Source organism: Herbidospora mongoliensis, assembly GCF_001570545.1.
Taxonomy (GTDB): Bacteria; Actinomycetota; Actinomycetes; order Streptosporangiales; family Streptosporangiaceae; genus Herbidospora; species Herbidospora mongoliensis.
Window position 1 is genome coordinate 664,901 of sequence record NZ_BBXD01000009.1, and the last position, 24,309, is coordinate 689,209.

Here is a 24,309-nt window from a genome sequence, read left to right on the forward strand (position 1 = left end):
GCACCTTCCGGGCCCACTAAGGTTTCGCGTATGTCGATCGACGAGCTCTACGCGCGTGCCGGTGTGGACGGATGGCGGTTGCGCAAGGCTGTCTCTCTGCTGTCGGACGGACGCTGGTGGACTCTCGCCGATGTGGTCAGGGAGACGGCGACGTCCCGGAGGACGATCGAGGCGCTGATGCGGGCACTCCCCCTTGAGCACCGTGACCAGCACGTCCGAATCCCAACTGAACAGGTCAAACACTACAACATTTCGATATCGTCCTCTATTTCGGACCCAGTGTCTCATCTGGTGGACACTTCGGTCGTCTCACGACTGGCCGAGTTGATCGCGAAAGCTCCGCGTGGCCGGTCGGCTCTCGACCATGTGTCCGCGACGCCCGAGACCGTGGTCCGGCGGGCCCTGCTGCTGGGCGCGCGGTTCTGGCTGCCCGGTTCGCGCCTGCTGTGCGTCGGCGACCACGACCTCACGTCGCTGGCGGTCCGGCTGATCCACCCGGAGGTCGAGGTGATGGTCGTCGACATCGACGACCGCATCCTGGCCTATATCGACGAGCAGGATCTCGGGGTGACCACCCGCTGGGCCGACCTGCGGCTCGGCCTGCCCGCGTCGGCCCGGGGCTTCGCCGACCTGGCGATCACCGACCCGCCCTATACCCCCGACGGCGTCGGCCTCTTCGTCGCCCGGGGCCTGGAAGGCCTGCGCGACCGCGACGAGGGCCGGGTGCTGCTGGCCTACGGCGCGTCCGAGCGCACCCCGATGCTGGCCCTGAAAGTCCAGCATGCCCTGGCCGACCTGCAGCTTCTCAACGAGGCGATCTACCCCGACTTCAACCGCTACGACGGCGCCGAGGCGATCGGCAGCGCCGCCGACCTCTATGTCCTGCGCCCGACCACCAAGACCTGGCCCGCCGTGGCCTCCCGCGTCGACCGCCTGGCCACCGCGATCTACACCCAGGGCCCGCAGTCAGTCGAATCGTCGGAGGCGGCCCCACCCGACCTGGGCGATTACGCCCCCGACCTGCTGGTCGGCGACTGGCCCCGCGACCTGCTGCCGGGCGTCCCCCGGGTCCGCCTGTCGACCTGGCTCGCCAAGCCCTACGCCGCGCACGTCTCCCGCGTGGCCATCCACGCCCCGGCCGGCCTGGAGGCCGCCCTCCCGCGCCTGGTCCTCGCCGCCCGCGACGCCGAGGTCCGCGTCTTCGGAACCGCTTCTTCCGTACGGCTCCCGCCCACCCCCGACGCCATCACGAAGCGGATCCTGTCCAACAGTCACGGCAAGGTCGCCAACACCTGGCGCGAGGGGCTGGTCGCGGAGCTGGGCCTGACGAAGAACCAGGCCAGAGCCCGCATCCCGGCCTGGGCCGGGGCGACCGCGCTCGAACTGCCGATGCACCGCCTGACCGAACTCGCCACCGAGGTCGCGCGCAGCCGGGAAGACGAGGATCCGGGCGCGCACGAGGTGTGACCCGGCCCGTCTGGGCAGGTCGGCCCGACGTCAGAGCGCGAGGATGCGGGCCTGCACGAATCGTGAGGCGAGATCGAGCGCGGCCAGCGGTTCGGCCAGGTCGGGCCTGGTGTCGCCCTCGGCAGACACCCAGCTCACCGAGACGAAGTGGCCCATCCCCCGGACCATCGCGGTGCCGCCGTTCTCCGACCCCATCGGGGTCGGGAACAGCTCTTCTTTGAACCGGTTGACGAGGGCGTCGGCCTGCGCGACGTCGGCCAGGTTGAACACCGCGACCTGCCCGACCACCTCAGGCCCCCGGAACAGGCCCCGCACGACCTGGGAGCACCCGTCGACGTCGGCGCCCACGGCCGCGGCGCAGTCGGCGGTCACGGAGACCGACTCCTTCTTCATGGCGCCGAGGGTGGCCGCCGGGAAGACCTCCTGCTCGGTCAGCGGCGCCGCGTCGACCTGCTGCCGCGCGATCGGCGCGTAGATGGGTGCGCTGACCTCCGCCCGGACGGTCCTGGGCCGGTGGCCGTCGTCGCCGGTGCCCCCGCACCCCGCCAGCAACACCGTCAGCAGCACCGCCGGCACCGGTAAGACCACCACGCGCATCATCTGTCCCACCCTCACCTCGGATTCGGCCCCCATCATGACGGGGATCGAGGCCCGAGAGGGCGCACATCTCACTCTCCGAACACCGAGCGTGGCAGAAACAGCTCACGTAGCGGGCCAAATACGGCCTTGTCCGGCGCACGGGAGATTCCTCGTGGGCTGTCTCCGGGTTGTCGCGGTCCGTCAGTTCGCCGGGACGCCCGTCACCGCGACCACCCGGCGGTAGACGACCTTCTCCGCCTCGCGGACCGCCAGGCTCAGGGTCACCATGTCGTCGGTGTCCTCCGCCCCGGCGCCGTCGGCGCGGCCGATCCAGACCAGGCCCGCGTAGTGGCCCATCGCGTGGCCGCTCGCCTCGGTGAAACCCGTCAGCGCCGGCTGCGCGCTCTGCAGCGGCAGCACCCAGCCGCCTCGATAGAGGCTGGAGAGCCGCTTGACCAGTTCGTCGGCGGCGGTCGCCGACTCCAGGTTGAGCAGGGTGTACTGGGCGACGTAACGGCCGTCGGAGCTGGCGAACAGGCCGCGGACCGCCTGGGTGCAGCCGGCGGTCTCCAGCGCCTCGGTCAGGGCCTCGCCCCAGACGGTGATGCCGCAGGCGGCGTCGAGCTGGCGCTCGCCCAGCTTCAGGGTGATCTTGCCGGCCTTCAGGGTCTTGGTGTCGAAGACCTCTTCGACGGTCAGCGGCTTCGCGTCTGCGGCACGGTCGGCGATCGGCGCGAACTGCTTCAGCGACGGCCATGCCCGGTAGTCGGACGGCTTGGCCTGCCCCAGCGGCGAGCTCGACAGCGGTTCGGCGACGGGATCTTCGTCGAACGCCTCGACCACGAAGACCAGCACGAACGCCATCACCAGGATGCCGACGACCGTGGCCAGCACGGCGAGGATCTTCTGCTGGAACCCGGTGAGGCCCATCTCGGCGAGCCTGACGCTGCCCCAGGTCTCGTCGGGGGACGGACGACGTTTGGTGCGGGTCGATTTGGCGGGGGTCACAGGCCGCTCGCTCCGATCAGCGTGCCCAGCCCCCAGGTCAGTCCGGCGGCGATCGCGCCGACCAGGAGCTGGCGCAGGCCGGTGAACCACCAGCTCCGCGCGGTCACCCGGGAGACCACGACGCCCGCGCCGAACAGCGCGGCCAGGGACAGCCCGGCCGACAGCCACAGGTGGGTGACCCCGGCCAGGTAGGGGACGAGCGGGATCAGGGCGCCGACGGCGAACGACAGGAACGACGACAGGGCGGCGGTCACCGGCGACGGCAGGTCGCCGGGCTTCACGCCGAACTCGTTGAGGGTGTGCACTTCGAGAGCCTGTTCGGGGTTGCGGGAGATCTGCCGGGCGACCTCGGCGGCCAGCTCGGGGTCGAGGCCGCGCCGTTCGTAGAGGGCGGCCAGCTCGGCCTCCTCCTCTTCCGGGTGGACGGCCATCTCGCGGCGTTCGACCGCGATCTCGGCCTCGGCCAGCTCGCGCTGGCTGGCCACCGAGACGTATTCGCCACCGGCCATCGAGAACGCCCCGGCGGCCAGGCCCGCGACGCCCGCCAGACCGATCACGCGGGTGTTCGCGGTGCCGCCCGCCACGCCGGCGATGAGCGCGAAGTTCGACACCAGGCCGTCCATCGCGCCGAACACCGCCGGGCGCAGCCAGCCGCCCGTGACGTCACGGTGGCTGTGGTGGGTGGAGAGTTCCGGGCCGGTGGCACCGGTCATCTCTGACCGGCCTCCTCGGCCTTCTCTGTCTTGTTGTCGTCGTCGCCTGGCTCTTCTTCAGCCTCGCGGGGCGCGTTCTCATGGTCGTCGGCCGCGTCGTGGAGGTGGGCCGGGTCGGCCTCTTCTCCTTCGGCCACCGGCGGGAGCTCCCCTGCCGGGACGATGACCTCTTCGGTGGTCCTGTTCCTCATCAGCCAGAAGTAGGCCAGCGCGCCGAGGAACACCACGACCGACGTCCACTGGTTGAGGCGCAGGCCCAGGATCTCGTGGGCCGGGTCGACCCGCAGTCCCTCGATGAAGAAGCGGCCGAGGGTGTAGCCCATGATGTAGAGCGCGAAGAGGCGGCCGTGGCGGAGGTTGAACCGCCTGCCGGCCAGGATGAGCAGGACGCCCACCAAGAGGGTCCAGACGAACTCGTAGAAGAACGCCGGATGATAGGTCAGCTCGCCGGGCACGGTGCCGGGGCGGCCGGGCTCGATCTCCAGGCACCACGAATAGTCGCAGGGGCCGCCGAACAGCTCCTGGTTGAAGTAGTTGCCCCACCGGCCGATGCCCTGCGCGATCACGATGCCGGGCGCGACGGTGTCGGCGATGGCGGTCACCGAGATGCCGCGGCGGCGGCAGGCGATCGCGACCCCGACGCCTCCGAGCACGACCGCGCCCCAGATGCCGAGGCCGCCCTTCCAGATGAAGAACACGTGATACCACGGGTTCTGCGCGTCGGCTCCGAAGTAGAGCTGGTAGTCGGTGATGACGTGGTAGAGCCGGCCACCGATCAGACCGAACGGGACCGCCCAGACGGCCAGGTCGGTGATCGTGCCGGGCAGACCGCCACGGGCACGCCAGCGCCGCTCGCCGAGCCAGACGGCGAAGACGACGCCCAGCACGATGCAGAGCGCATAGGCCCGGATGGGGAGGGGTCCGAGATTCCAGACCCCCTGCGACGGGCTCGGGATCGAGGCGAGGGGCATGTCACAGGACGTTACCGCCTCCGAGGCGCACTCGCGCACGCTCGTCACCAATGAGCCCGTCTCAGGTTGATCACCCCATCCTCAAGCGAGACGCGGACGGCCGAGGGCCGGTCGTGGCTCGCGCGGAATCTGCCTCAGACGCTCGTCACTTGCCCGCGGCGAGCACGGCCTGACGCAGCTTGGCCGGGACGAACGCGACGTCCGAGTCGACGTCCTTGCCGTTCAGTTTGAGCGCCGGGGTGCCGTCGATCTTCTCGGTACGGATGATCTTGTCGGATTGGGTGAGCTGGGTCTGCGCGAACTTCTGGGAGGTCACGCACTTCTCCCAGTCGGGCGCCGTCACGCCCGCTTCCTTGCCCCAGGCGACCAGGTCGGTCAGCGGGAAGCCCTCGACGGTCTCCGACGGCTGCTCGGCGAAGAGCTTGTCGTGGAAGGGCGGCCACTGGGCCCCGTCGGTGATGCAGCGGGCCGCCGCCCCGGCGCGGACCGAGTTGGACTTGGTCGGCTCCATCGAGAAGATCGTGATCGGATGGAACACGACCTTGGCCTTGCCCTCGGCCGCCAGGTTCTTGATCGTCGGGCCCGACGACTCCTCCAGCGCCTTGCAGGCCGGGCACTGGAAGTCTTCGTAGACGTCGAGCACCGGCTTGGTCACGCCCGCCTGGGCCATGGTGACCGACCCGTCGGCGTTGACCGTGGTCGGCGCGAGCTGCGCCGCCGCCGTCTGCTTCTCGGCGGTGTCGCGGGCGGCGGCGTACCAGGCGCCGCCGCCGATGGCCAGGACGGCGATCGTCCCGATGGTGACCATCGTGGCGAGGCGGCGGTTGCGGTCCTTCTTCCGGTCGGCATGCCGCAGCTGCGCGATCCGCTCGCGTGCCGTCGCCTCGCGCGCACCTTTGCCCATCAGTGGTTCTCCTTCACTTCTTCCTGGTGATCACTAGCGCCGGGCTCGTGATCGCCGGCCTCCTCGTCGGCGTAGGGGCGGGGGGTGAGCCCCAGGGGCGTGTCGAGCGCGAACCGGCCGGGCGTGAACCAGGCGATCCAGCCCGCCAGCACCACCAGCCCGAAGTCACGCAGCAGCTCCCAGAAGTACGAGGGCTCCTGTCCTTCGGCGAGCGGTCCGCCGCCGCCGAAGCAGCCGCAGTCGATGCGCAACCCCCGCGCCCACGCCGAGGCGATGCCGATGACGAAGGCGACCATGAGCAGCCCCGCGCCGACCGCCGACAGGCGGGTGAGCAGGCCAAGGACAAGGAGCACTCCGACGACGATCTCCAGCACGGGCAGGCCGTATCCGACGGCCGTGGCGATCCGGTCCGGCAACAGCTCGTAGGCGCGCACGGCCTGCACCGACAGAGCGGGGGCGCCGACCTTCAGCCACCCCGCGACGATGAGCACGCCTGCGAGCACGAGCCGGGCGACGGTCGTCACCCAGGGTACAGCCATGGATGCACTGAGTGACGAACTCGGGCCGCGACGATGCGATGACACGGAGACTCCTCCCAGGTCCCGGGGCCGCTTCAGACGGCCACCGGTCCCGAACCTATTGGAGTCCACCTCACCATGACCTCGATAAACACCTGGTAAGCCGAAACGTGGCGCCGGGTATGCGTAGGCCTGACCGGGTAAACAACAACACTTTCTTTCCGTTACGGCTCCGCCTACCCGGGCACCGACCCCTGCCCCGCCAACCGCCGTTTCCGGCGCCAACCGGCCGCGCCCACACTGCGGATCAACGGGTGATCTCGCCGTCGTCGCGGCGCGCACCGGGCGGGGCCGCTGGCGCCGGATACGGCGGGATCCGGGGGCGGCGGGCGGTGCCGGGGTAGGCGGAGCCGTAACGGAAGAGGATTTTGGACGCGAAAACGGCCGATCACCATTCGGTGATCGGCCGTTTCGGACGGGGTGTCTAGCGGCGGACTCCGGCCGCCAGTTCCGAGGCGAGTTCGCGGACCTGCTGGAGGCCCTCGCGCTCATTCGGCGCGTCGAGCATCCTACGGATGAAGGCCGAGCCGACGATCACGCCGTCGGCGTAGGCGGCGACCTCGGCGGCCTGCTTGCCGTTGCCGACACCCAGGCCCACGCAGATCGGGACCTTCGCGTGGGGGCGGGTGCGCTTGACCAGGCCCTCGGCCGCCGAACCCACCGATTCGCGCGCGCCGGTCACGCCCATCAGCGAGGCGGCGTAGACGAAGCCGGTGCAGCACTCCGCCACGATGCCGATGCGCTCTTCCGTCGAGCTGGGCGCGACCAGGAAGACCGTGTCGATGCCCGCCGAGGCGCTGGACTCGCGCCAGGGACCGGCTTCCTCCGGGGTGAGGTCGGGCGTGATGGTGCCCACTCCCCCGGCGTTGGCCAGGTCACGCGCGAAGCGGTCGGCGCCGTAGCGGTCGATGGGGTTCCAGTAGGTCATGACGAGCGTCGCCGCGCCCGACTTGGCCACGCCCTCGACCGTGCGCATCACGTCGGCGATGCGGGTGCCGTTCTCCAGCGCTCGGTGTACGGCGTCCTGGATGGTCGGGCCGTCCATCAGCGGGTCGGAGTAGGGCAGGCCGATCTCGATCACGTCGCAGCCGGCCTCGACCATGGCGGTCGCGGCGGCGATGGCGCCGTCGATCGTGGGGAAGCCGGCGGGCAGGTAGCCCACCAGCGCTGCGCGGTTCTCCGCGCGGGCCTTCTCGAAGACCGTGGCAAGTGTCGTCATGGCTGGCTTCCGGCTACAGGTTGAAGTATTTCATCGCGGTCCCCATGTCCTTGTCACCGCGACCGGACAGGTTGACCAGGATGTTGGCGTCGGGGCCGAGCTCACGGCCCAACTTGAGCGCACCGGCCAGCGCGTGGGAGGACTCGATCGCCGGGATGATGCCCTCGGTGCGGGCGAGCAGGGCGAACGCCTCCATCGCCTCGGCGTCGGTGATGCCGTGGTAGGTGGCCCGGCCGGTGTCCTTGAGCCAGGCGTGTTCCGGGCCGACGCCCGGATAGTCGAGACCCGCCGAGATCGAGTGGGACTCGATGGTCTGGCCCTCGTCGTCTTGCAGGACATAGGTACGCGAGCCGTGCAGGACGCCGATCGAACCCGCCGTCAGGGTGAGGGCGTGTTCGCCTGACTCCAGGCCCCGGCCGCCGGCCTCGTAGCCGTGGAGCTGGACGCCCGCGTCGCCGATGAAGGCGTGCATGATGCCGATGGCGTTGGACCCGCCGCCGACCGCCGCGCAGATCGCGTCGGGGAGCCTGCCGGTCAGTTCGAGGATCTGGCGGCGCGCCTCGACCCCGATGATGCGGGCGAAGTCGCGGACGATGCCCGGGAACGGGTAGGGGCCGGCGACCGTGCCGAACAGGTAGTGGGTGCTGTCGACGTTGGTGACCCAGTCGCGGAACGCCTCGTTGATGGCGTCTTTCAGGGTCTGGCTGCCGTTCGTGACGGGCACGACCGTGGCGCCGAGCAGCTTCATGCGCGCCACGTTGAGCGCCTGGCGCTCGCAGTCGACGGCGCCCATGTAGATGACGCACTCGAGACCCATCAGGGCGGCGGCGGTCGCGGTGGCGACGCCGTGCTGGCCCGCGCCGGTCTCGGCGATGACGCGCTTCTTGCCGAGCCGCTTGGTCAGCAGGGCCTGGCCGAGCACGTTGTTGATCTTGTGGGCGCCCGTGTGGGTCAGGTCCTCGCGCTTGAGGATGACGCGGGCGCCGCCCGCCTGCTCGGCGAACCTGGGCACGTCGGTGAGCGTCGTGGGACGACCGGCGTAGGTGCGCAGCAGGTGGTCGAACTCGCGGATGAAGGCCAGGTCGTTGCGGGCCTTCTCGTATTCGGCGGCCACCTCGTCGAGGGCCGGGATCAGCGCCTCGGGCACGTAGCGCCCGCCGAACACGCCGAACTTGCCCCGTTCGCTCACCTCGCCGGACGAACCGGCGCCGGCGAAGTCTGCGGGGGTGATGAGGGTGCCCTCAGAGGTGGACATGGACTCTCCGGTCACGACTGCCGTTCTTGGCGGGACGAAGGGTGGGCGCCCGCGGTCACCAGGTCGTTCACCGCCGAACGCGGGTCTTTTCCGGTTACCAGGCTCTCGCCGACCAGCACCGCGTCGGCGCCGGCGCGAGCGTAGGCGAGCAGGTCGTGAGGGCCTCGAACACCCGACTCGGCGATCCTGATGATGCCCTCGGGCACCTTCGGGGCGAGCCTGGCGAAGACCTCACGGTCGACCTCGAGCGTGCGCAGGTCACGGGCGTTGATGCCGATGAGTTTGGCGCCCGCGTCGACCGCGCGCGTCAGCTCTTCTTCGGTGTGGACCTCGACCAGCGGGACCAGCCCGATCGACTCGGCCCGCTCGATCAGCGAGACCAGCGCGTTCTGGTCGAGCGACACGACCATCAGCAGGGCCAGGTCGGCGCCGTAGGCACGGGCCTCCCACAGCTGGTAGGCGGTGACGATGAAGTCTTTGCGCAGGATCGGGATGTCCACGGCGGCACGCACGGCCGCGAGGTCTTCCAGACTGCCGCCGAAGCGCCGGCGCTCGGTCAGCACGCTGATGACGTGGGCGCCGCCGGCCTCGTAGTCGACCGCCAGCGCGGCCGGGTCGGCGATGGCCGCCAGCGCGCCCTTGGACGGACTCGACCGCTTGACCTCGGCGATGACCGAGACGCGGTCGGCCTTCAGTGCTCCGTAGACGTCACGCGGAGTGGGTGCGCGCCGGGCGCGTTCCTTGAGCTCATCGATCGACACGGCCTTCTGCCGCTCGGCCAGGTCTTCGCGGACGCCCTCGAGAATGTCGTCGAGAACCGTCATCGGACCTCACCGCCCTTGCTGGCTCGTTCGCTCACGTGCTCCGGATCCCTCCAGGTCGACTGCGTCCTGCCGATGGTATCGGCCTTGCCGACATCGGCCCGCCATCGGGTGCCGGTCACGGCGCCAGAAAAGCACCGTACGGCGTATTGCGTACAACCCCGAACAACAAGGCCAGCGCGGCGAACGACCAGACGACCGCGGGCGCCGTCAGGCGGGTCCGCAGAGGCCTCCCCCGCCATGCGGACGCGATCCACTTCGCCCACAGGTACACCAGGAACGGGGCCACCGCAACGAACAACGGGTTGAACGCCAGCGCGCCGCCGACGTCGAGCCGCGTCAGCGCGTGGACCGCGCGCAGTCCGCCGCACCCTGGGCAGTAGAACCCGCTGACCAGCAGGAACGGACACGTCGGATAATGACCGGGCCTCGACGGGTCGACGACCGCGACGAAAGCCGTCGCCGCCGCGAGCAGACCGCCGACGGCGGCCGGGACCGCGACGGCCCCGGTTCTGGAGCTCATCGCCCCAAGTTAGTACGAGGGGATCTCGGTGTAGAGATCATTGGGGAGCTGCTCGACGCTTCCGGCGAAGCCGATCAGGGCCAGCATGGCGGCGCCGAAGACCAGCCAGAGGATGACCCAGAGGCCGATGGTGATGTAGGAGGTCACCAGGCCCGCGACCGCGAGGCCGTGGCCGTCCTCGCCGCTGGTCTTGATGCGGCTCAGCGCCATGTGGCCGAAGATCACGCCCAGGACCGCGGTGAGACCGCAGAGCACGAGGCCGACCAGGCCCATCACGAGCGAGGCGACCGCCAGGCCGTTGGTGGGCCGGGGGGCGGCGTAGCCGTAGCCGGGCTGGGCGTAGGCGGCGTCGTAGCCGGGCTGCTGGTAACCCTGCTGATATTGCTGGCCGTAGCCGTAGTCCTGGCCGTAGCCGGCGGGCTGGGTGTCCTTCGTCCCATAACCGGGCTGACCATAACCAGGCTGACCGTAGCCAGGCTGCTGACCGTAACCGGGCTGCTGCTGCTGGCCGCCGCCCTGGCCGTAGTCCGGCTGCTGACCGTAACCCGGGTAGTTGTTACCCGGGTCCCCCGTGTCGCCGGGCTGGTTCCCGTAAGTCATGCGAAGACTGTAGCGACGGGCGCCGACATCCCCATCAAATCCGGCAAACCTGAGGACAAGTTGTAATCAGGTGGGATCGTCTCCGCGATCGATGGAATCCCACATCGATCGGTCCGTCGGTTGCTTACCGTGGTCAGGGCGGTCATACCGGGACGACATGCCAGGCCAGCGCCCGGCCGCCACCGCCGCCCACACCCCGCCGCCGAGCAGCAGCACCCCGCCCAGGCCGGTGAGCCACGGCCACACCGTGACCTGGACGGCGGCCCCGGTCAGGTCGGCGCTCTCCAGCAGCAGGACGTCGTCGAACACCCGGTTCATCGCGATGACGACGGCGGCCCCGCAGATCGCGACCAGCGCGCCGATCACCTGCCGCCAGACACCCTTCACGGCCAGCACGGCCACACACCCCGCCAGGGCCGCCAGCACGACCGGCGTGATCACCGGCGCGACGTCGGAGCCGAGCACGTCGTGGACGGCCTCGGGATTGGCCGGCCCCGTGGGCGCGAGCAGCTGCGCCCACGCCTGGGAGCCGGCGAACAGCGCGAGCCCCCCGCCGGCCGCGCAGACGAGCAGCCAGGCGTAGACCGCGCGGCGGTTCATGAACCCTCGATCACCGGAAGCACATCGTCATCGAAGCAGGTGCGGGTGCCGGTGTGACAGGCGGGGCCACGCTGGTCGACCTTGAGCAGGATGGTGTCGCCGTCGCAGTCGAGCGCGGCGTGCTTGACGAACTGCACGTTCCCCGAGCTCTCGCCCTTGACCCAGTATTGGCCCCGGCTGCGCGACCAGTAGGTGGCCCTGCCGGTGGTCAGCGACCGGTGCAGCGCCTCGTCGTCCATCCAGGCGAGCATCAGCACCTCCCCCGTGTCATGTTGCTGAACGACGGCGGGCACCAGCCCGTCACCGGTCCGCTTGAGCCGGTCTGCGATCTTCGGGTCCAGGGGCATGGGCCCATTCTGCCGCAGCGACCAGGCGCGACGTCGAAACGGGGCTAGCTTCGCGTGGCGGTGGACCAGGAGGCGTAGAGGTCGGCGTAGACGCCCGGCTCCCGGACCAGCTCGGCGTGGGGGCCGCGCTGGACGATCTCGCCCCGGTCGAAGACGATCACCTCGTCGGCGGCCTCCGCCGTGGACAGGCGGTGGGCGATCGAGACGGCGGTGCGGCCCCGGGTGACGCCGTCGAGGGCGCGGGCGATGCGGACCTCCGTGGCGGGGTCGACCGCCGAGGTCGCCTCGTCGAGGAGGAGCAGGTCGGGGTCGGCCAGGTAGGCCCGCGCCAGCGCGACCAGCTGGCGTTCGCCCGCCGACAGGGACTCACCGCGCTGGCCGACCGCCGTCGCCAGGCCGTTGGGCAGGCCGTCGAGCCAGTCGGCCAGGCCGAGCTCGGTCAGTGCCTCCGCGATCTCCTCGTCGGTGGCGCTCGGGCGGCCGAAGCGGATGTTCTCGGCCAGGGTCGAGTCGAAGAGGAACCCGTCCTGCGGGACCATCACGATGCGTTCGCGCAGCGAGGCGAAGCGGATGTCGCGCAGGTCGACGCCGTCGATCGAGACGCGGCCCTCGACCGGGTCCATCAGGCGGGTGAGCAGTTTGGCGAAGGTGGTCTTGCCCGAGCCGGTCTCGCCCACCACGGCCACCCGGAGGCGGGGCGGGATGACCACGTTGACCTCGCGCAGCACGGGCGGGCCGTCGGGGTAGGCGTAGCCCACGTCTTCGAACGCCACGGTGATCGGGCCGCGCGGCTGGCTGACGCCCTGGTCGCCCGGGTCTGCGACGTCGGCGGGGGTGTCGAGCACGCCCAGCACGCGGCGCCAGCCTGCGATGGCGTTCTGGGCCTCGTTGAGCATCTCGGTCGCCATCTGCAGCGGTGAGACGAACAGGGTGATCAGGAACAGGAACGCCACCAGGCGCCCCTGGGTGATCGAGTCGTCGACCCCGAGCAGGACGCCCACCACGACCACGGAGGCGATCGTGATCGAGGCGATCAGTTCGGTGGTCGGGAACGTGAGGCCGATGATCTTCTGGGCCTTGGTCTGCGCGGCCCGCTGGGCGTCGACCGCCGCGTCGATGCGGGCGCCGGTGCGCTCCTCGGAGCCGTGGGCGCGGATGACCGCGCTGCCGACGACCGATTCGCTGATCGCGCCGAGGGTGTCGCCGGTGCGCTCGCGGACCGTGAGGTAGTTGCGGGCGACGATCCGCTGGAACCTCGGCAGCACGAAGGTCAGCGGCAGGAACAGGGCCACGACGAGGACGGTGAGCTGCCAGGAGTAGAAGGCCATCACCACGGTCGCCACCCCGAGCTGGCCGACCGCGACGATGATCCAGACGCCGCCCGACTGCATGAAGGTGCTGATCTGGTCGACGTCGCCGGTCACCCGCGACACCAGCGAGCCCCGGCGCTCGGTGTTCTGGGTCAGCACCGACAGGTCGTGGACGTGGCGGAACGCCTTGCCGCGCAGCGTCGCCAGCCCCGACTCGGTGGCCCGGATGAGCCGCACGTTCATCAGGTAGCTCGACACCGCGGTCAGCAGGATCGCCGCCGCGCAGAGCAGCACCACGTTTCTGATGAACGCCAGGTCGGGCGTGCCCGCCTTGATGCCGCCGTTGTCGAGCACCTGCTGGATGGCGACCGGGACGATCACCTTGCCGACGGTGGCCACGACCGCGAGCAGCAGGGTGACGGTCAGGCCGACGCGGAACTCCGGCGACAGCCGCATGCCGTCGCGGAGGGTCTGGACCGCGCCGCGTTCGACGTTCTGCAGGTTCTGTGTGGTCAGGGTGTTGGTCGTCACGGTGCGACGGTCTCCTCTTCGAGGGCCGTGTGTTCGGCCTCCTGGCGTTCGTAGGCCGTCACGAGATCGCGGTAGCCGGCGCAGCGGGCCAGCAGGGTCTCGTGGGGGCCGTGGTCGGCGACGGTGCCGTTCTCGATGTAGACGACGTCGTCGGCCAGGGAGATCGTGGCCATGCGGTAGGCGATCACCATGACGGTGGCGTGCTGGTCGCGCAGGCCGAACAGGATGCGCTTCTCGACCTGCGGGTCGACGCTGGAGGTGGCGTCGTCGAGGATCAGCAGCCTCGGCTCGCGGGCCAGCGCCCGAGCCAGCGCGAGCCGCTGGCGCTGGCCGCCCGACAGGGTGGTGCCGCGTTCGCCGACCTTGGTGTCGAGGGCGTCGGGCAGCGCGCTGACGAACCCGTCGGCCTGGGCCAGCCGCAGCGCCGCCCAGACCTTCTCGTCGGGGACATCGGCGCCGAGCGTGATGTTGCCCCGGACGGTGTCGTCGAACAGGAACGTCTGCTGGGGAACCAGCGAGACCGCGCCGCTCACGCCGTCGCGCTCGACCTCGCGCAGGTCGACGCCGTCGATCGCGACCACGCCCTCGTCGGGGTCGACCAGGCGGGCCAGCAGCTGGGTCAGGGTCGACTTGCCGGAGCCGGTGGGCCCGACCACGGCGACCGTGCGGCCCGGTTCGACGGTGAAGGAAACCTCGCGCAGCACCGGCACGCCGGGCTCGTAGGCGAAGGAGACGTCTGTGATGCCCAGCTCCGCGGGTCGATCGGCCGGCAGGGAGGCGGAGCCGTAAACCATCGACCCCTTCGCCTGCAGCACCTCCTGCACCCGCGTCCAGCCCACGACGGAGCGGGGCAGTTCACCCAGCACCCAGCCGAGCGCCCGCACGGGGAAGGCGAGCAGCGTGAACAGGTAGGACACCTGGATCAGCTCACCGGCGCTGACGGCGCCCGAGGCGAGCCGGTAGGACCCGAACATCAGCACGGCGAGCACCCCGAGCGTCGGCAGCGCCTCCAGCAGCGGGTCGAACAGACCGCGCACCCGCCCGGCCGCGATGTTGGCGTCGCGCAGCGCGTCGGCCCGGGCCCGGAAGCGGACCGCCTCGGCGTCTTCGCGCCCGAGGGTCTTGATGACGAGCGCGCCGTCGAAGCTCTCGTGGGCGACCTCGGACACCGAGGCCCGCAGTTCCTGCGCCCGCGTGGCCAGCGGCGTGAGCCGGCGCTGGTAGACGAGGTTGAGCAGGGCGATCGCCGGAAAGATCAGGAAGCCGACCAGCGCGAGCACCGGATCGGTCAGCACGATCGCCACCGCCGCCGCGACCAGCATGACCACCACGCCGACCGCCATCGGCAGCGGCGCGAGCGGCCCCCACGCGGCCTCGGCGTCGGAGCTGGCGTTGGACAGCAGCTGCCCGGTCGGATGCCGGTGATGCCAGGCCAGTGGCAGCCGCAGGAACTGCCGCCCCAGCGACCGCCGGACATGGGCCTGCATGCGGTATTGGTGGATGCCCGCCATGATGCGCCGGCCCATGATCCCGAGCGCCTTGAACACCGCGACCCCGACGATCAGCGCCGCCGCCAGCCACAACGTGCCCGCGACCGCCTGCTTGTCGCGGAAGGCCGGCAGGATCGCGTTCGTCGTCGCCCAGCCGAGCGCCCACGAGGACAGCACGGTCGTGACGCCGTAGACGGCGCTGGCGAGAACCGCACCCGTGAAGATCTTCGGCTCGGTCTTGATGGCGTGGCCGATGACGCGGAACCCCTGGCGCATGACCGCGGATGAGACCTTGTCGGGCACTCGGGGTGTCCTTCCGTTTGGAGCGACGTACAAGCCCTGACCTTACAAACTTCGACCGACAGTTCGGATCGGGCATAGGGCTGACCATGAGGCGGGCCCAAAGGCTTAGGGCGGGGAAAGCCCAGAGGGGGAAATCACGACGATCACCGCTCTTATTCCCGAGGTCGCAGGTGCTTAGGGTTGACCCATGAGCTACGCCCGCGCGGAACGTGCCGCCATCACCGACCTGCTCGACGATCTGGGCCCGTTCGCGCCCACCCTGTGCGCGGGCTGGGAGACCGCCGACCTCGCCGCCCACCTGGTGGTCCGGGAGCGCCGCATCGACGCCGCCGCCGGGATCGCGGTGAAGTTCCTCGCGCCGTACACGCAGAACGTGCAGGCGCAGGTCCGGGCCCGGCCCTATGCGGAAGTGGTCAACGAGATCCGGCAGGGGCCGCCCCGATGGACGCCCTACGGGCTGGTTCCCGGGCTCGACTCGGCGGTGAACACGATCGAGTTCTTCGTGCACCATGAGGACGTGCGGCGGGCTCAGGCGGGGTGGGAGCCTCGGGAGCTGCCCGCTGACCTGGATGATCTGCTGTGGAAGCGGGTTTCGGCCGGCGGGCGGCTGTTCTTCCGCAAGTCGCCGGTCGGGGTGGTGCTGCGGCGGGCGGGGACGGGTCAGAAGGCGGGGGCCAAGATGTCCGAGCCCGCTGTGGTCGTGACGGGGCCTTCGCAGGAGCTGCTGCTGTTCGCCTTCGGGCGGCAGGACCATGCCCGGGTGGCGCTGGACGGGGACGCGGCGGCGGTGGAGAAGCTGATGGGAGCCGGGCTGGGGATGTGACGTCCCAGGTTACAGGAGCAGGGCGAGGATGGCCTCGCCTGCTTCGCGGTCGCGTTCGGTGGCGGTCTCCGGGGTGGTGGCGGCGCGGATGCCTGCTGTGATCTTCTGTTTCGCGGCGTGGATGACGCGGTCGGTGACTTCTATGCGCTGGTACGTCTGGGGGTCGCGGGCGAAGGCCAGGGCCGCCGACGAGAGCAGGGTGCGGACGTTCGATCTGGCGTCGGGGGCCATGCGGAGCAGCAGGGCCCTGGCTTGGCGGTCCGCGAGATCGCGGTCGAAGGTGAGGATCTCGTCCAGGCGGTGACCGCCCAATTCTGGATAGGGGCCTGCCACCACGGCTGTTGCCACCTCGCCTTCCTCTGTCGTGGCGTCTCCTTCCAGGACCGCCCTCACCACGTTGAGGCGTTTTTCTGAGGGTGGGTACGCCCCCGCGCCCGTTCCGCCGGATCCGGTGTCGAGGAAGTCGGACAGGGCGCTCAGGTAGCCGGGGCCGGTGGCGAGGGCGGCGTAGACATCGGCGAAGACCTCCCCCAGCCACCTCTGCCAGTCCGGGCCCGATCCGGCGGTCAACGTGCGCAGCGTCGGGGTGAGGTTCAGGTCGGTTTCGGCCAGGTGACCCACCTCGTGGGCGATGACCAGGGCGTCGGGGAGGTGGCGGAGGTGGAACCACGGGACGCCGATGACCGGGACCGGGAGACGTTCGACGACCTGGCGGAGAGAACCCTTCGGTTTCGCGGTCAGTTCGGTGGCGTAGTCGGCGCCTCTGGCGATGGAGAAGGGTTCGGCCGAGGGGCCCAAGAACACGAACGGGGGTTCTTTCAGCTTCGGGGCGTAGGCCCGGACGGGTTCGTAGCACTCCCAGGCCAGTTCGTCGGCGACCGTGAGGTAGTCGGCGAAGACGTCGGCCAGGCGGAGGGCGAACTTGGCGCGGAAGTAGTCGAGGACGTCGTGGGTGCGGATCAGGAGGTGTTCGGTCGCCGTCCACGGGTCTGGGGAGTCCGCGCCCGCGGTGAGGTGGTCGACGGCCACCTGGAGAGCGGCGGTCACGGCGGCGATCTGGGTGTGGTGTTTCTCCAGGCGCGCGCCGGGGGCGGACAGGGATCGCCAGGCGGCGAGCTCGGCTTCCAGGCCGGCGATCTTGGCGTGGAGTTCGATACGGCGGCGGACGGTCATCGCGGGCCGAACCGAGGCATGTCGGGTGGGCGCACGTTGGAGAACAGCGCCGTGGCGGCGAACGCGAACGCATCGTCCTCCGAGTCGATCACGTGGCTCTGGATCCGCTGCCACATTCCCGGCGTGGTCGACCCGGCTGACACGGAGAGGGCCACGTCGGTGACGGCCACCGTTCGGGTCAGGCCGGGCGCGGGCCCGAGGGCGAGGACGGTGACGGGAAAGGCGGCGCGGACGACTTCCTGGGCGAAACGGTTGCGCAGCTCGAGCTGCCGGTGGAACTCCGCTCGATTCGCCGGAGCGAGGATGTCCAGCACGACGAGGGGCGGGGTGCGCCGGAGCCGCCGGAGTGCCTGGTGCAGGCCCGACGGCTCGATCGCGTCGTCGTCGCTGAGGAAGGAGATCGCGGGAACCGTCCGGGAGGCGTCCATCACTCCGACGATGTGCAGGACGGCGGGCGCGTTCGAGCCCGCCGCATTCAGCGGCATCCCGGTCCCGACAGCGATGTCCCGATTCCGATAGACGTCAGCGACCTTCAACGAGCCGGGAACCCCGCGTAGCCGGGAGGCCCGCGTGGGATCAGGCTGGATGAGGTCTACGTGGCGGTTCTGGAGCTCGGATCTGTCGTCAGCCGCCACGAGAGCGCGCGGTGTGCGGTAGACGCACCGGACCCGTGGATGCCGGCCCAGCGCCCTGCCGTCCCAGCCGAGAAGTTCCCATGGGGTGGCACCGGGGCCGACTTCGCCCGTCAGCCGAACGTCGACGGCTTCCCGAATCTCCGCCAAGCGCGTCGCCAGCCCAGGGAGCAGCAGCAGCCCCACAGTGTTTCTGGCACGAGCGCCCGCCCAGTCGGTACTGGCAGGTGGCGGGCCGTCCAGGACGACCACGATCTCGTTCCCGGGGACGGGCTCGGCGGACAAGGGAGGTCCCAGTCGACCGGCCTTCGCGATCTGGCCCAGCTCCCGCCAGACCACTGCGGCCTCTTCGCGATAGTCCCGGTCGGGCCGCCCCGCCTCGGCGGCCAGGTCGGCCCGGGCCTGCCAGAGCGACCCGTGCCAATACATGGGACGGTCGCCGATCAGCTCTTGGGCGCGGTCGAGCCGTGACGACGTCGCCTCGGCCAGGTCAATGGGCATCCGCCGCCGGGCGAGCTCGACGAGGAAGGTCCCTCTCAGGTTAGGGCCTCCGTGGATCTCCAGTGGCTCCCGCTCATCCGGGATCGCGGGCCCCAGGCGGTTGCGCGCCCGGATCCAGTCCAGCCACGCGACGCCCTCGTGCCTCACGAGCCAGGACACCGCGTCGTCGAGCAACCCTCGCGCTTCCTCGGTACGCCCAGCCAGCCGGGCCACCTCCACGGCGAGGAGGTCGAGGTGGGCCCGGTCCCCCGGATCCCGCTCCGACCGCTCGGCCAGCCAGGGATCGAGTACCGCAGCCGACAGATCCACGGGCAGCACGCATTTCCGCAGCCCGCCCAGCGATGTCAGACGCAGTCCGAGACCTGCGATCTGCTCGGTCAGCTCCCGCAGGCGCTCCCGGGTGGGCAGGCCGACCTGAAGCCCGACGACGGCTGCTTTCACCCGAGCCACCACATCTGAGGACCCGAGCACCATTCGCCGGGCGAGGTCGACCGCACCTTCGTGCCGGTCCTGGGCGAGCCGGATGTCCACCCAGAGCGGGTCCGGGTGCAGAACGTCGTCCGGATAGTCGCCGAGCACCCGTTCCGCCGCGTCGGCGTCCCCCGCCACGTCGAGATGGATCCGGGCCGCTTCGCAGGTGAGAGCGGCCCGGACCGAACCCCGTGTGGCGGTCCGGCGAGCGTGGGCGAGGGCGTCGAGAGCGTCGTCGTACTCCATCAGGTCGCCCAAGGCCCGCGCCATCATGATCGCCGACGGTGCGTGATCGGTCGGGATCCGGCCGGTCAGCAGGCGGATGGCCGCTGCCGGGCGGCGCAGCGCGATCAGGGCTTCCGCCGTGACCAGCAGCCTGTTCAGCTCGTCGCCCGTGAGCTGTTCCACGGGACCCTGACTCTGGCCGCCTGGGGGCAGGAGTTCGATCGCACTCTCTGGAAGGCCGTGCTGGAGCAGCAGCAGCCCCATTGCCGGTACGTCTCCTGCCTCGGCCAGATATCCGACCGCCTCGTCGAGAGGACCGCCCTTGGCTGTGGCGATGAAACCCATGCGCGCGGCGGCGAACCCGATCACGCGTCGATCGTCGCGCTCGGTGGCGCTCCGGTAAGCCCGCTCGACGGTGTCCAGATCACCCGAGGCGCTGTGGACGAGGTCCACCTCAGCGGCGACGTCGCCGTGCAGTTCGTGGTCGGCGATGGCTTCCAGTTCTCGCCGGGCCTGGTCGTCGAGGTCGCGGGCCTGGAGCACGGCCGCAGTCAGGGCGTGGTGCATGGCGGACGGCTCACCGAGCCGGGCGCCCGCGGCGAGGGCGCTCTCCGCCGTGTTCCAGTGCGCGCCCGACGCACCCGGCTCGGGGTCGCGCCGAGCGGCCTCGATCGCGGCGCGGGCCTGCTCGATGTAGGCCGCGTAGCGCACCTCGTCGTCGGTCGCGTAGATCAGCAGATCGTCGGCCAGTTCTCCGGCCTGATCAGGGCGATCGGCGCGCCACGCCTCGGTGATCAGCGCTCGCCACATCGGCAGCGCGGCCTTCCCGCGGTGCTGGAAGGCGTGGTACGCCGCCTCCGCCGACCATCTCGCCCAGTTCTCGCGGGCGGCTCTGCGCGTGTAGTGGGCCTCGGCCGATTCGTGCAGGACAGCGCAAATCGGGTGGACACGGAGCAGGTCGCGCACCGGGTCCCGGAGGTTCTCGTGAAAGACCAGCCGGTCGTCACCGGTGGCCTGGACCCAGGAGGTCGCCCCGGCGTAGGTGGTGAGGTCGTCCCAGAGGGCGGTGGCGTCCGCGGGCGGCGGGCCGGGAAGGAAGATCTTGGTCTTTCGGTCGGGACGGTGGTCCTCGGCCGGGTCGTCGAGCACCTTCTCGTCACGCAGACCCGCCTCCAGATGGGACCACAACACCTCCGCGACGAACTCGGCGTCGAGGTGACGGGGCAGCACCGCGTAGCGGAGCAACCAGCGCAGCCGGTCGTCGGGAATGCGTTCCAGGATGCGTTCGAGGCAGTAGAGCAGAGCGGGTTCGCGGGCCTCCTCGACTTCCCGGGCGGTCAGTGCCGGGTTCGCCTCGGCGAGGTCGCCGTACATGGCGAGCGCGAAGGGCAGGCCGCCGGCCCGGCGCACCATCGCGTCGACCAGGTCAGGACGGGTGACACCGCGTCGTTCGATCAGATACCGGGCGGCCAGCGCATCGTCGAACGCGGGGACCTCGACGGTGACCGTCTCGGGTACGGCGTCGAGGAACCCGGGGAGACGATCGCGAAGGTCGTACCGGCCGGAAAGGACGACCCGCCCGGTCAGGCGCGCGAGCATCTCGACGAAGGGATGCGGGTCGGCGGCGGGCCTCAGCACGATCTCTTCGAGGGTGTCGAAGACGATCACATGATCGGGGAGGGCGGTCTCGAAGAAGCGCCGGGTGACGTCGTCGCCGTCGGCCGTCGCGGCGGCGACCTCGGACAGCAACGCGGTGTCGGGTACGGCGGTCCGGCTCAGCACCCGCCGCCACCGCTCGTGGTCGCGCAGCAGGTCGTAGAAGGGCGCTCCGGGAAGCTGCGGGGAGAGCTGGGCGGCGATCTCCAGGAGCACCAGCCAGGGATGACGGACGGCATTGACCGGATCGACGGCGTCGAGGTCGATCCGCGCGCACGGCACGTGAGGCCAACGGGTGAGGCACCACCTGGCCGCGAACCAGCGCAACAGCATCGTCTTGCCCATGCCACCGGGCGCGTGCAGGTGCACCACCCTCGGACCGCCTGTCAGCACGTGCTCCAAGGCGTCGCGCCGCAGATACCGTCCGGTCTGCCGATATTCGGTCGCCCATGCGGTGCGGGCCGCGAGCCGGGCCTGATGGGCGGCGTACGTCTCCGGGATGAGCGGACTGATGCCGACGAGGTCGGCGGAGCCGAGGACGTCGAGCGCGTCCTGGCAACCGACCAGATCGAAACGGTCGTCGGCCCGCTGATAGAGCGATCGGAACTCGGCAACGGCCTTACCCGGCGAGACGAGCGTCAATTGGCGGAGTCGCTCCAGCTCGTCGCCGACCACCCCGCTGATCCGCAGGGCCGTGTGACGCATCGCCGCGGGGACGCCGGAGCCTGGGATCAGCGCCTCGTCGATCCACCACCGCGCCCAAGCGGTCTCCCTCAGCGCGGGATCGAGCCGGTAGTGAGACGAACCGGGCAGCCGCGCGAGCCGCCCGCTCGCCACCATCTCGGTCAGTTCAGGGCCGTCGCCTCGTAACACCGCGTCGTAGAGGGCCTCGTCGAACCTCTCGGGAAGGGCGCACCGCATCAGCACACCCCGAATCTCCAAGGGCAGCGCGGCGAACATCAGAGTCACGAGGTCGGTCAACCGCCCGACGACCGTGTTCTCCTGCCGCACGAGCTCGGACACGCCACCGGGCCGGTGGAGTGGCAGCGACCGGGCCGTCTGGAACGCGTAGGTGCAGCACTCGCGACGGAGCTGGAAGTAGAAGCCCACCACCGAGGAGGGCAGATCCGAGGAGAGGTCGGGCAGCCCGCGATCGAGGCCGTCGGCGTCGTCGGCCGCACGGGCCGCGCGTAGCGACTCCCCCACTTTGTCGATCGCCGCGATGTGGTCGGGGCCGAGCTCTCCGGGCAGGAAGGACTCAAGCCGGCGAGTCACCGGCTGGGCCATCCGATCGGCCATCCGCCGGGCGTAGCTCGCCATGAGCACGCCCCCCTCCCGCCGGGCCTGCGCCTCGACGTCCTCTCCCGCCCACAGCCTCAGCGCCCCCTCGACCACCGTCCTGGCGAGCCTCTCGACCTCGCTCATGGCCGACCCATCGCGATCATGGTGTGGAACATGTGCAGGTGAGACGGCATGAAGACCGCGGCGTTGGTCTTGGCCCATTCCGAGGCGTCCTTCCAGCCGCCCTGGTAGGGCCGGTTGGTCCGGGCCCCGAACTCACGGAAGATCTCCTCCGTCTGGGCCCGGTCCCACGGCTCCACCCGTAACCGTTGCGCCCGGTCGGCGAACCCGCCGAGCACGCGGTCGTCGTCCTCAGCGACGATCACCGACACGTCGCCGGTCAGCCCGTCTGCGACCGGCAGCAGCAGACCGCGCACCAGCGTGTCGGCGAGCTCCGGTACGAGCACCAAATGGTCGAACGCGATCGTCATCGGCCCGGCCTCGGCCAGCAACGACCGGAGCGCCTCGAAGAGCGCCTCCCGCAGGTGTGGCTCCGACTCGTTGGCGGCGTCCCACAGCCCTCCGTCGTCGGGATCGAGAGGTCCGGCGGGGGGCCGCAGACCTCGCCTGAGGTGAACCAGCTGGTGCCGGAACCGCGCGGCTCCGGCGAGCGGCGGCAAGGAGTCGGCCAGGGCCCGGACCACCTCCAGCCATGGGACGTTGCGCCCATCGCGGAGAGCGCCTGCGTCGACGTACACGGCCGTGCACCCCCGCAGCCGCCACGTGAACAGGCACGAGCGCACCAGTGACGACTTGCCCACGCCGGACCCGCCGTCGACCAGCAGCGCCCGATAGGGCGGCGCGTCGGAGTCGACGCCGCCCCACAACCGCCACCGTTCAGCGGTCCGGTCGACTGTCATGGCCACCTCGGCATGAAGCTCGGCGAGGCGAATCGCCGTGGCGTCTTCGACGCCGAACCGCCACGGGAGCACGTCCTCGGCGGCACGTCGCACCATCAGGGACGGTGATTCCCACTCAGGCAGGCTCTCGCGGAACATCACCGCGCGGGCGGCCCGCACGGCCTCGCCGACCCCGGCTCCCGACGCGAGTGAGTCGTAGAAGTTCTCGGCGAACACCACTGCCGGGCGGGATGGGAGGTCTCCGCGCATCGTGAGCGAGGCCCCGGCGTGGAAGGCGTCGGCCAGATCCCATATCGAGGCGGCCGGGCCGTAAGCGGTCCGGCAGGCGTTGAGCACGACCAGCCGGGGCGGCTCGGAGATCGAATTGAGGATCATGTCGGCGGTGACGCCCGAACTCCCGCCTGGGCCGTTGAACTCAAGCATCGGCAGGCCCTCCAGCGGGTGGATCCCACTGTGGCCGACGAAGTGCAGAATGTGCGGCCGCACGTCGTCCATGCGGTCGAAGAACTGCCGGGGGGTCGGCTGATCGAGCACCTCGACATACCAGGCGCCGTGATGGGCGCGCAGCGATCGTCTGATCGCGTCGGCCTCTTCGCGGGCCAGCAGAGCCTGATCGTCGGTGTTGCCGAGGACGACCAGCAACCGGATCGGCACCAGCACCTCCGCACGTGGGGAGGGTTGCGGCGCTCCTCGCACCCAGCAGGTGCCCTCCGTGAGGAACGGGCGCCTGCCGTCAGGCCCGATCATCAGCTCCCAAGGCAGCGCCCGTAGTTCTTCGTCCCGTACGTCGAGGTAGACGGTCTGGCACGGGCCCAGCGCGGCGTCATGCACCAGGTCGTAGAGCCCCCGTCCCAGCTCGCGTCGGCCCTGTGGTGAGGCGTCACCGGCGAGCGCCAGCACATGGGCCGGGTCGACATGGCGGAGCAGCCGTTCGCCCGCGTCGTCAACGAGCACGACCGGGTATCCGGCCGCGCTCTTCGGGTCGACCCGGACGACGCTCATCACGCGTTAGGGAACAACCTCCGCGCCAGCGCCGCAAGGTCGGACTCGGCCGCCATCGACGGCTCCCGGCTGCCGCGTCTCGCCGAACCCTCTTCGGCGGCCAGCACCGCCGACGCGAGCGCCCGCCCGTTGCCCGCGTCGGTCTCCGCCACCGCCGCCCGCTCCTGCGCCGCGGCGACCTCCTGGACGGCCGCCGAAGACCGTCCGACAGCCGTCCCGAAAAGGACGCCCGCCGCCGCGAACACCAGCGCCTCCAGCCCCTGCAGCAGGAACACGAGCCGATCCCACTGCGGGTCGTCGCGCATCAGCACGAGCGCCACGAGCGCGGCGACGAACAGGACGATAAGCCCTACACCCAGCCATATCTGCAGCTTGGTCGGACCCTGGTTCTCCGGCATGCCGTTTG

The 24,309-nt window shown here is 70.5% G+C and carries 21 protein-coding genes; 2 read left to right on the forward strand and 19 right to left on the reverse strand.

The window, feature by feature from the left end; all coding sequences use genetic code 11:
* Window positions 1-291 precede the first annotated feature (291 nt).
* On the forward strand, window positions 292-1,467 hold the full coding sequence (locus AW272_RS07360; protein WP_245657239.1) for a bis-aminopropyl spermidine synthase family protein: 1,176 nt from the start codon (window positions 292-294) through the stop codon (window positions 1,465-1,467).
* 30 nt (window positions 1,468-1,497) lie between these two features.
* Here AW272_RS07360 and AW272_RS07365 read toward each other — a convergent pair whose 3' ends face one another.
* The 15 genes from AW272_RS07365 to AW272_RS07435 form a co-directional block, all read right to left on the reverse strand.
* Window positions 1,498-2,067, reverse strand: a complete 570-nt coding sequence (locus tag AW272_RS07365) for a hypothetical protein (protein ID WP_157518422.1) — start codon at window positions 2,065-2,067, stop codon at window positions 1,498-1,500.
* 180 nt (window positions 2,068-2,247) lie between these two features.
* Window positions 2,248-3,054, reverse strand: coding sequence for a hypothetical protein (locus tag AW272_RS07370; RefSeq protein ID WP_066362040.1), 807 nt, complete (start codon window positions 3,052-3,054; stop codon window positions 2,248-2,250).
* A complete protein-coding gene (locus tag AW272_RS07375) occupies window positions 3,051-3,767 on the reverse strand; it encodes a VIT1/CCC1 transporter family protein (protein ID WP_066362042.1) in 717 nt (238 codons plus the stop codon). The genes AW272_RS07370 and AW272_RS07375 overlap by 4 nt, the downstream gene beginning before the upstream one ends.
* Complete coding sequence (gene lgt, locus AW272_RS07380) at window positions 3,764-4,738, reverse strand: prolipoprotein diacylglyceryl transferase (RefSeq protein ID WP_066362043.1); 975 nt, start codon at window positions 4,736-4,738, stop codon at window positions 3,764-3,766. Before lgt ends, AW272_RS07375 begins: the two co-directional genes overlap by 4 nt.
* Window positions 4,739-4,883: 145 nt before the next feature.
* Window positions 4,884-5,642 carry a thioredoxin domain-containing protein gene (locus AW272_RS07385; RefSeq protein WP_066362044.1) on the reverse strand — a complete coding sequence of 253 codons (759 nt, stop codon included), beginning with the start codon at window positions 5,640-5,642 and terminating at the stop codon, window positions 4,884-4,886.
* On the reverse strand, window positions 5,642-6,181 hold the full coding sequence (locus tag AW272_RS07390) for a MauE/DoxX family redox-associated membrane protein (RefSeq protein WP_066362046.1): 540 nt from the start codon (window positions 6,179-6,181) through the stop codon (window positions 5,642-5,644). The genes AW272_RS07385 and AW272_RS07390 overlap by 1 nt, the downstream gene beginning before the upstream one ends.
* A 463-nt stretch (window positions 6,182-6,644) precedes the next feature.
* On the reverse strand, window positions 6,645-7,439 hold the full coding sequence (trpA, locus tag AW272_RS07395; protein WP_066362047.1) for a tryptophan synthase subunit alpha: 795 nt from the start codon (window positions 7,437-7,439) through the stop codon (window positions 6,645-6,647).
* Between the two features lie 13 nt (window positions 7,440-7,452).
* Complete coding sequence (gene trpB, locus AW272_RS07400) at window positions 7,453-8,694, reverse strand: tryptophan synthase subunit beta (RefSeq protein WP_066362580.1); 1,242 nt, start codon at window positions 8,692-8,694, stop codon at window positions 7,453-7,455.
* Window positions 8,695-8,705: 11 nt separating this feature from the next.
* Window positions 8,706-9,518, reverse strand: coding sequence for an indole-3-glycerol phosphate synthase TrpC (gene trpC / locus AW272_RS07405; protein WP_066362048.1), 813 nt, complete (start codon window positions 9,516-9,518; stop codon window positions 8,706-8,708).
* Between the two features lie 115 nt (window positions 9,519-9,633).
* On the reverse strand, window positions 9,634-10,038 hold the full coding sequence (locus tag AW272_RS07410) for a DUF2752 domain-containing protein (RefSeq protein WP_066362049.1): 405 nt from the start codon (window positions 10,036-10,038) through the stop codon (window positions 9,634-9,636).
* A gap of 9 nt (window positions 10,039-10,047) precedes the next feature.
* Window positions 10,048-10,638: a DUF4190 domain-containing protein gene (locus AW272_RS45540; protein WP_066362050.1), complete on the reverse strand. Its 591-nt coding sequence runs from the start codon at window positions 10,636-10,638 to the stop codon at window positions 10,048-10,050.
* A 66-nt stretch (window positions 10,639-10,704) separates the two neighbouring features.
* Window positions 10,705-11,238, reverse strand: coding sequence for a Trp biosynthesis-associated membrane protein (locus tag AW272_RS07420; protein ID WP_066362051.1), 534 nt, complete (start codon window positions 11,236-11,238; stop codon window positions 10,705-10,707).
* A complete protein-coding gene (gene hisI / locus AW272_RS07425) occupies window positions 11,235-11,585 on the reverse strand; it encodes a phosphoribosyl-AMP cyclohydrolase (RefSeq protein WP_066362053.1) in 351 nt (116 codons plus the stop codon). The genes AW272_RS07420 and hisI overlap by 4 nt, the downstream gene beginning before the upstream one ends.
* A 44-nt stretch (window positions 11,586-11,629) precedes the next feature.
* Complete coding sequence (locus AW272_RS07430) at window positions 11,630-13,351, reverse strand: ABC transporter ATP-binding protein (RefSeq protein ID WP_083958143.1); 1,722 nt, start codon at window positions 13,349-13,351, stop codon at window positions 11,630-11,632.
* A 71-nt stretch (window positions 13,352-13,422) separates the two neighbouring features.
* The gene (locus AW272_RS07435) at window positions 13,423-15,192 is read right to left on the reverse strand and encodes an ABC transporter ATP-binding protein (protein ID WP_066362582.1); all 1,770 of its coding nucleotides are present in this window, start codon (window positions 15,190-15,192) and stop codon (window positions 13,423-13,425) included.
* 214 nt (window positions 15,193-15,406) lie between these two features.
* Here AW272_RS07435 and AW272_RS07440 point away from each other — a divergent pair, with 214 nt between their 5' ends.
* Window positions 15,407-16,042, forward strand: coding sequence for a TIGR03085 family metal-binding protein (locus AW272_RS07440; RefSeq protein WP_066362054.1), 636 nt, complete (start codon window positions 15,407-15,409; stop codon window positions 16,040-16,042).
* Between the two features lie 9 nt (window positions 16,043-16,051).
* On the opposite strand, the gene AW272_RS07445 is transcribed toward AW272_RS07440, so the two are convergent.
* The 4 genes from AW272_RS07445 to AW272_RS07460 are packed head-to-tail and all read right to left on the reverse strand — an operon-like array spanning window position 16,052 to window position 24,301.
* On the reverse strand, window positions 16,052-17,215 hold the full coding sequence (locus AW272_RS07445; RefSeq protein WP_066362059.1) for a hypothetical protein: 1,164 nt from the start codon (window positions 17,213-17,215) through the stop codon (window positions 16,052-16,054).
* Window positions 17,212-22,125 carry an ATP-binding protein gene (locus AW272_RS07450; RefSeq protein WP_066362060.1) on the reverse strand — a complete coding sequence of 1,638 codons (4,914 nt, stop codon included), beginning with the start codon at window positions 22,123-22,125 and terminating at the stop codon, window positions 17,212-17,214. The genes AW272_RS07445 and AW272_RS07450 overlap by 4 nt, the downstream gene beginning before the upstream one ends.
* On the reverse strand, window positions 22,122-23,903 hold the full coding sequence (locus AW272_RS07455; protein ID WP_066362062.1) for a CHAT domain-containing protein: 1,782 nt from the start codon (window positions 23,901-23,903) through the stop codon (window positions 22,122-22,124). Before AW272_RS07455 ends, AW272_RS07450 begins: the two co-directional genes overlap by 4 nt.
* Entirely contained in the window at window positions 23,903-24,301 is a 399-nt protein-coding gene (locus AW272_RS07460) for a hypothetical protein (RefSeq protein ID WP_066362064.1), read from the reverse strand. Before AW272_RS07460 ends, AW272_RS07455 begins: the two co-directional genes overlap by 1 nt.
* Window positions 24,302-24,309: the final 8 nt, after the last annotated feature.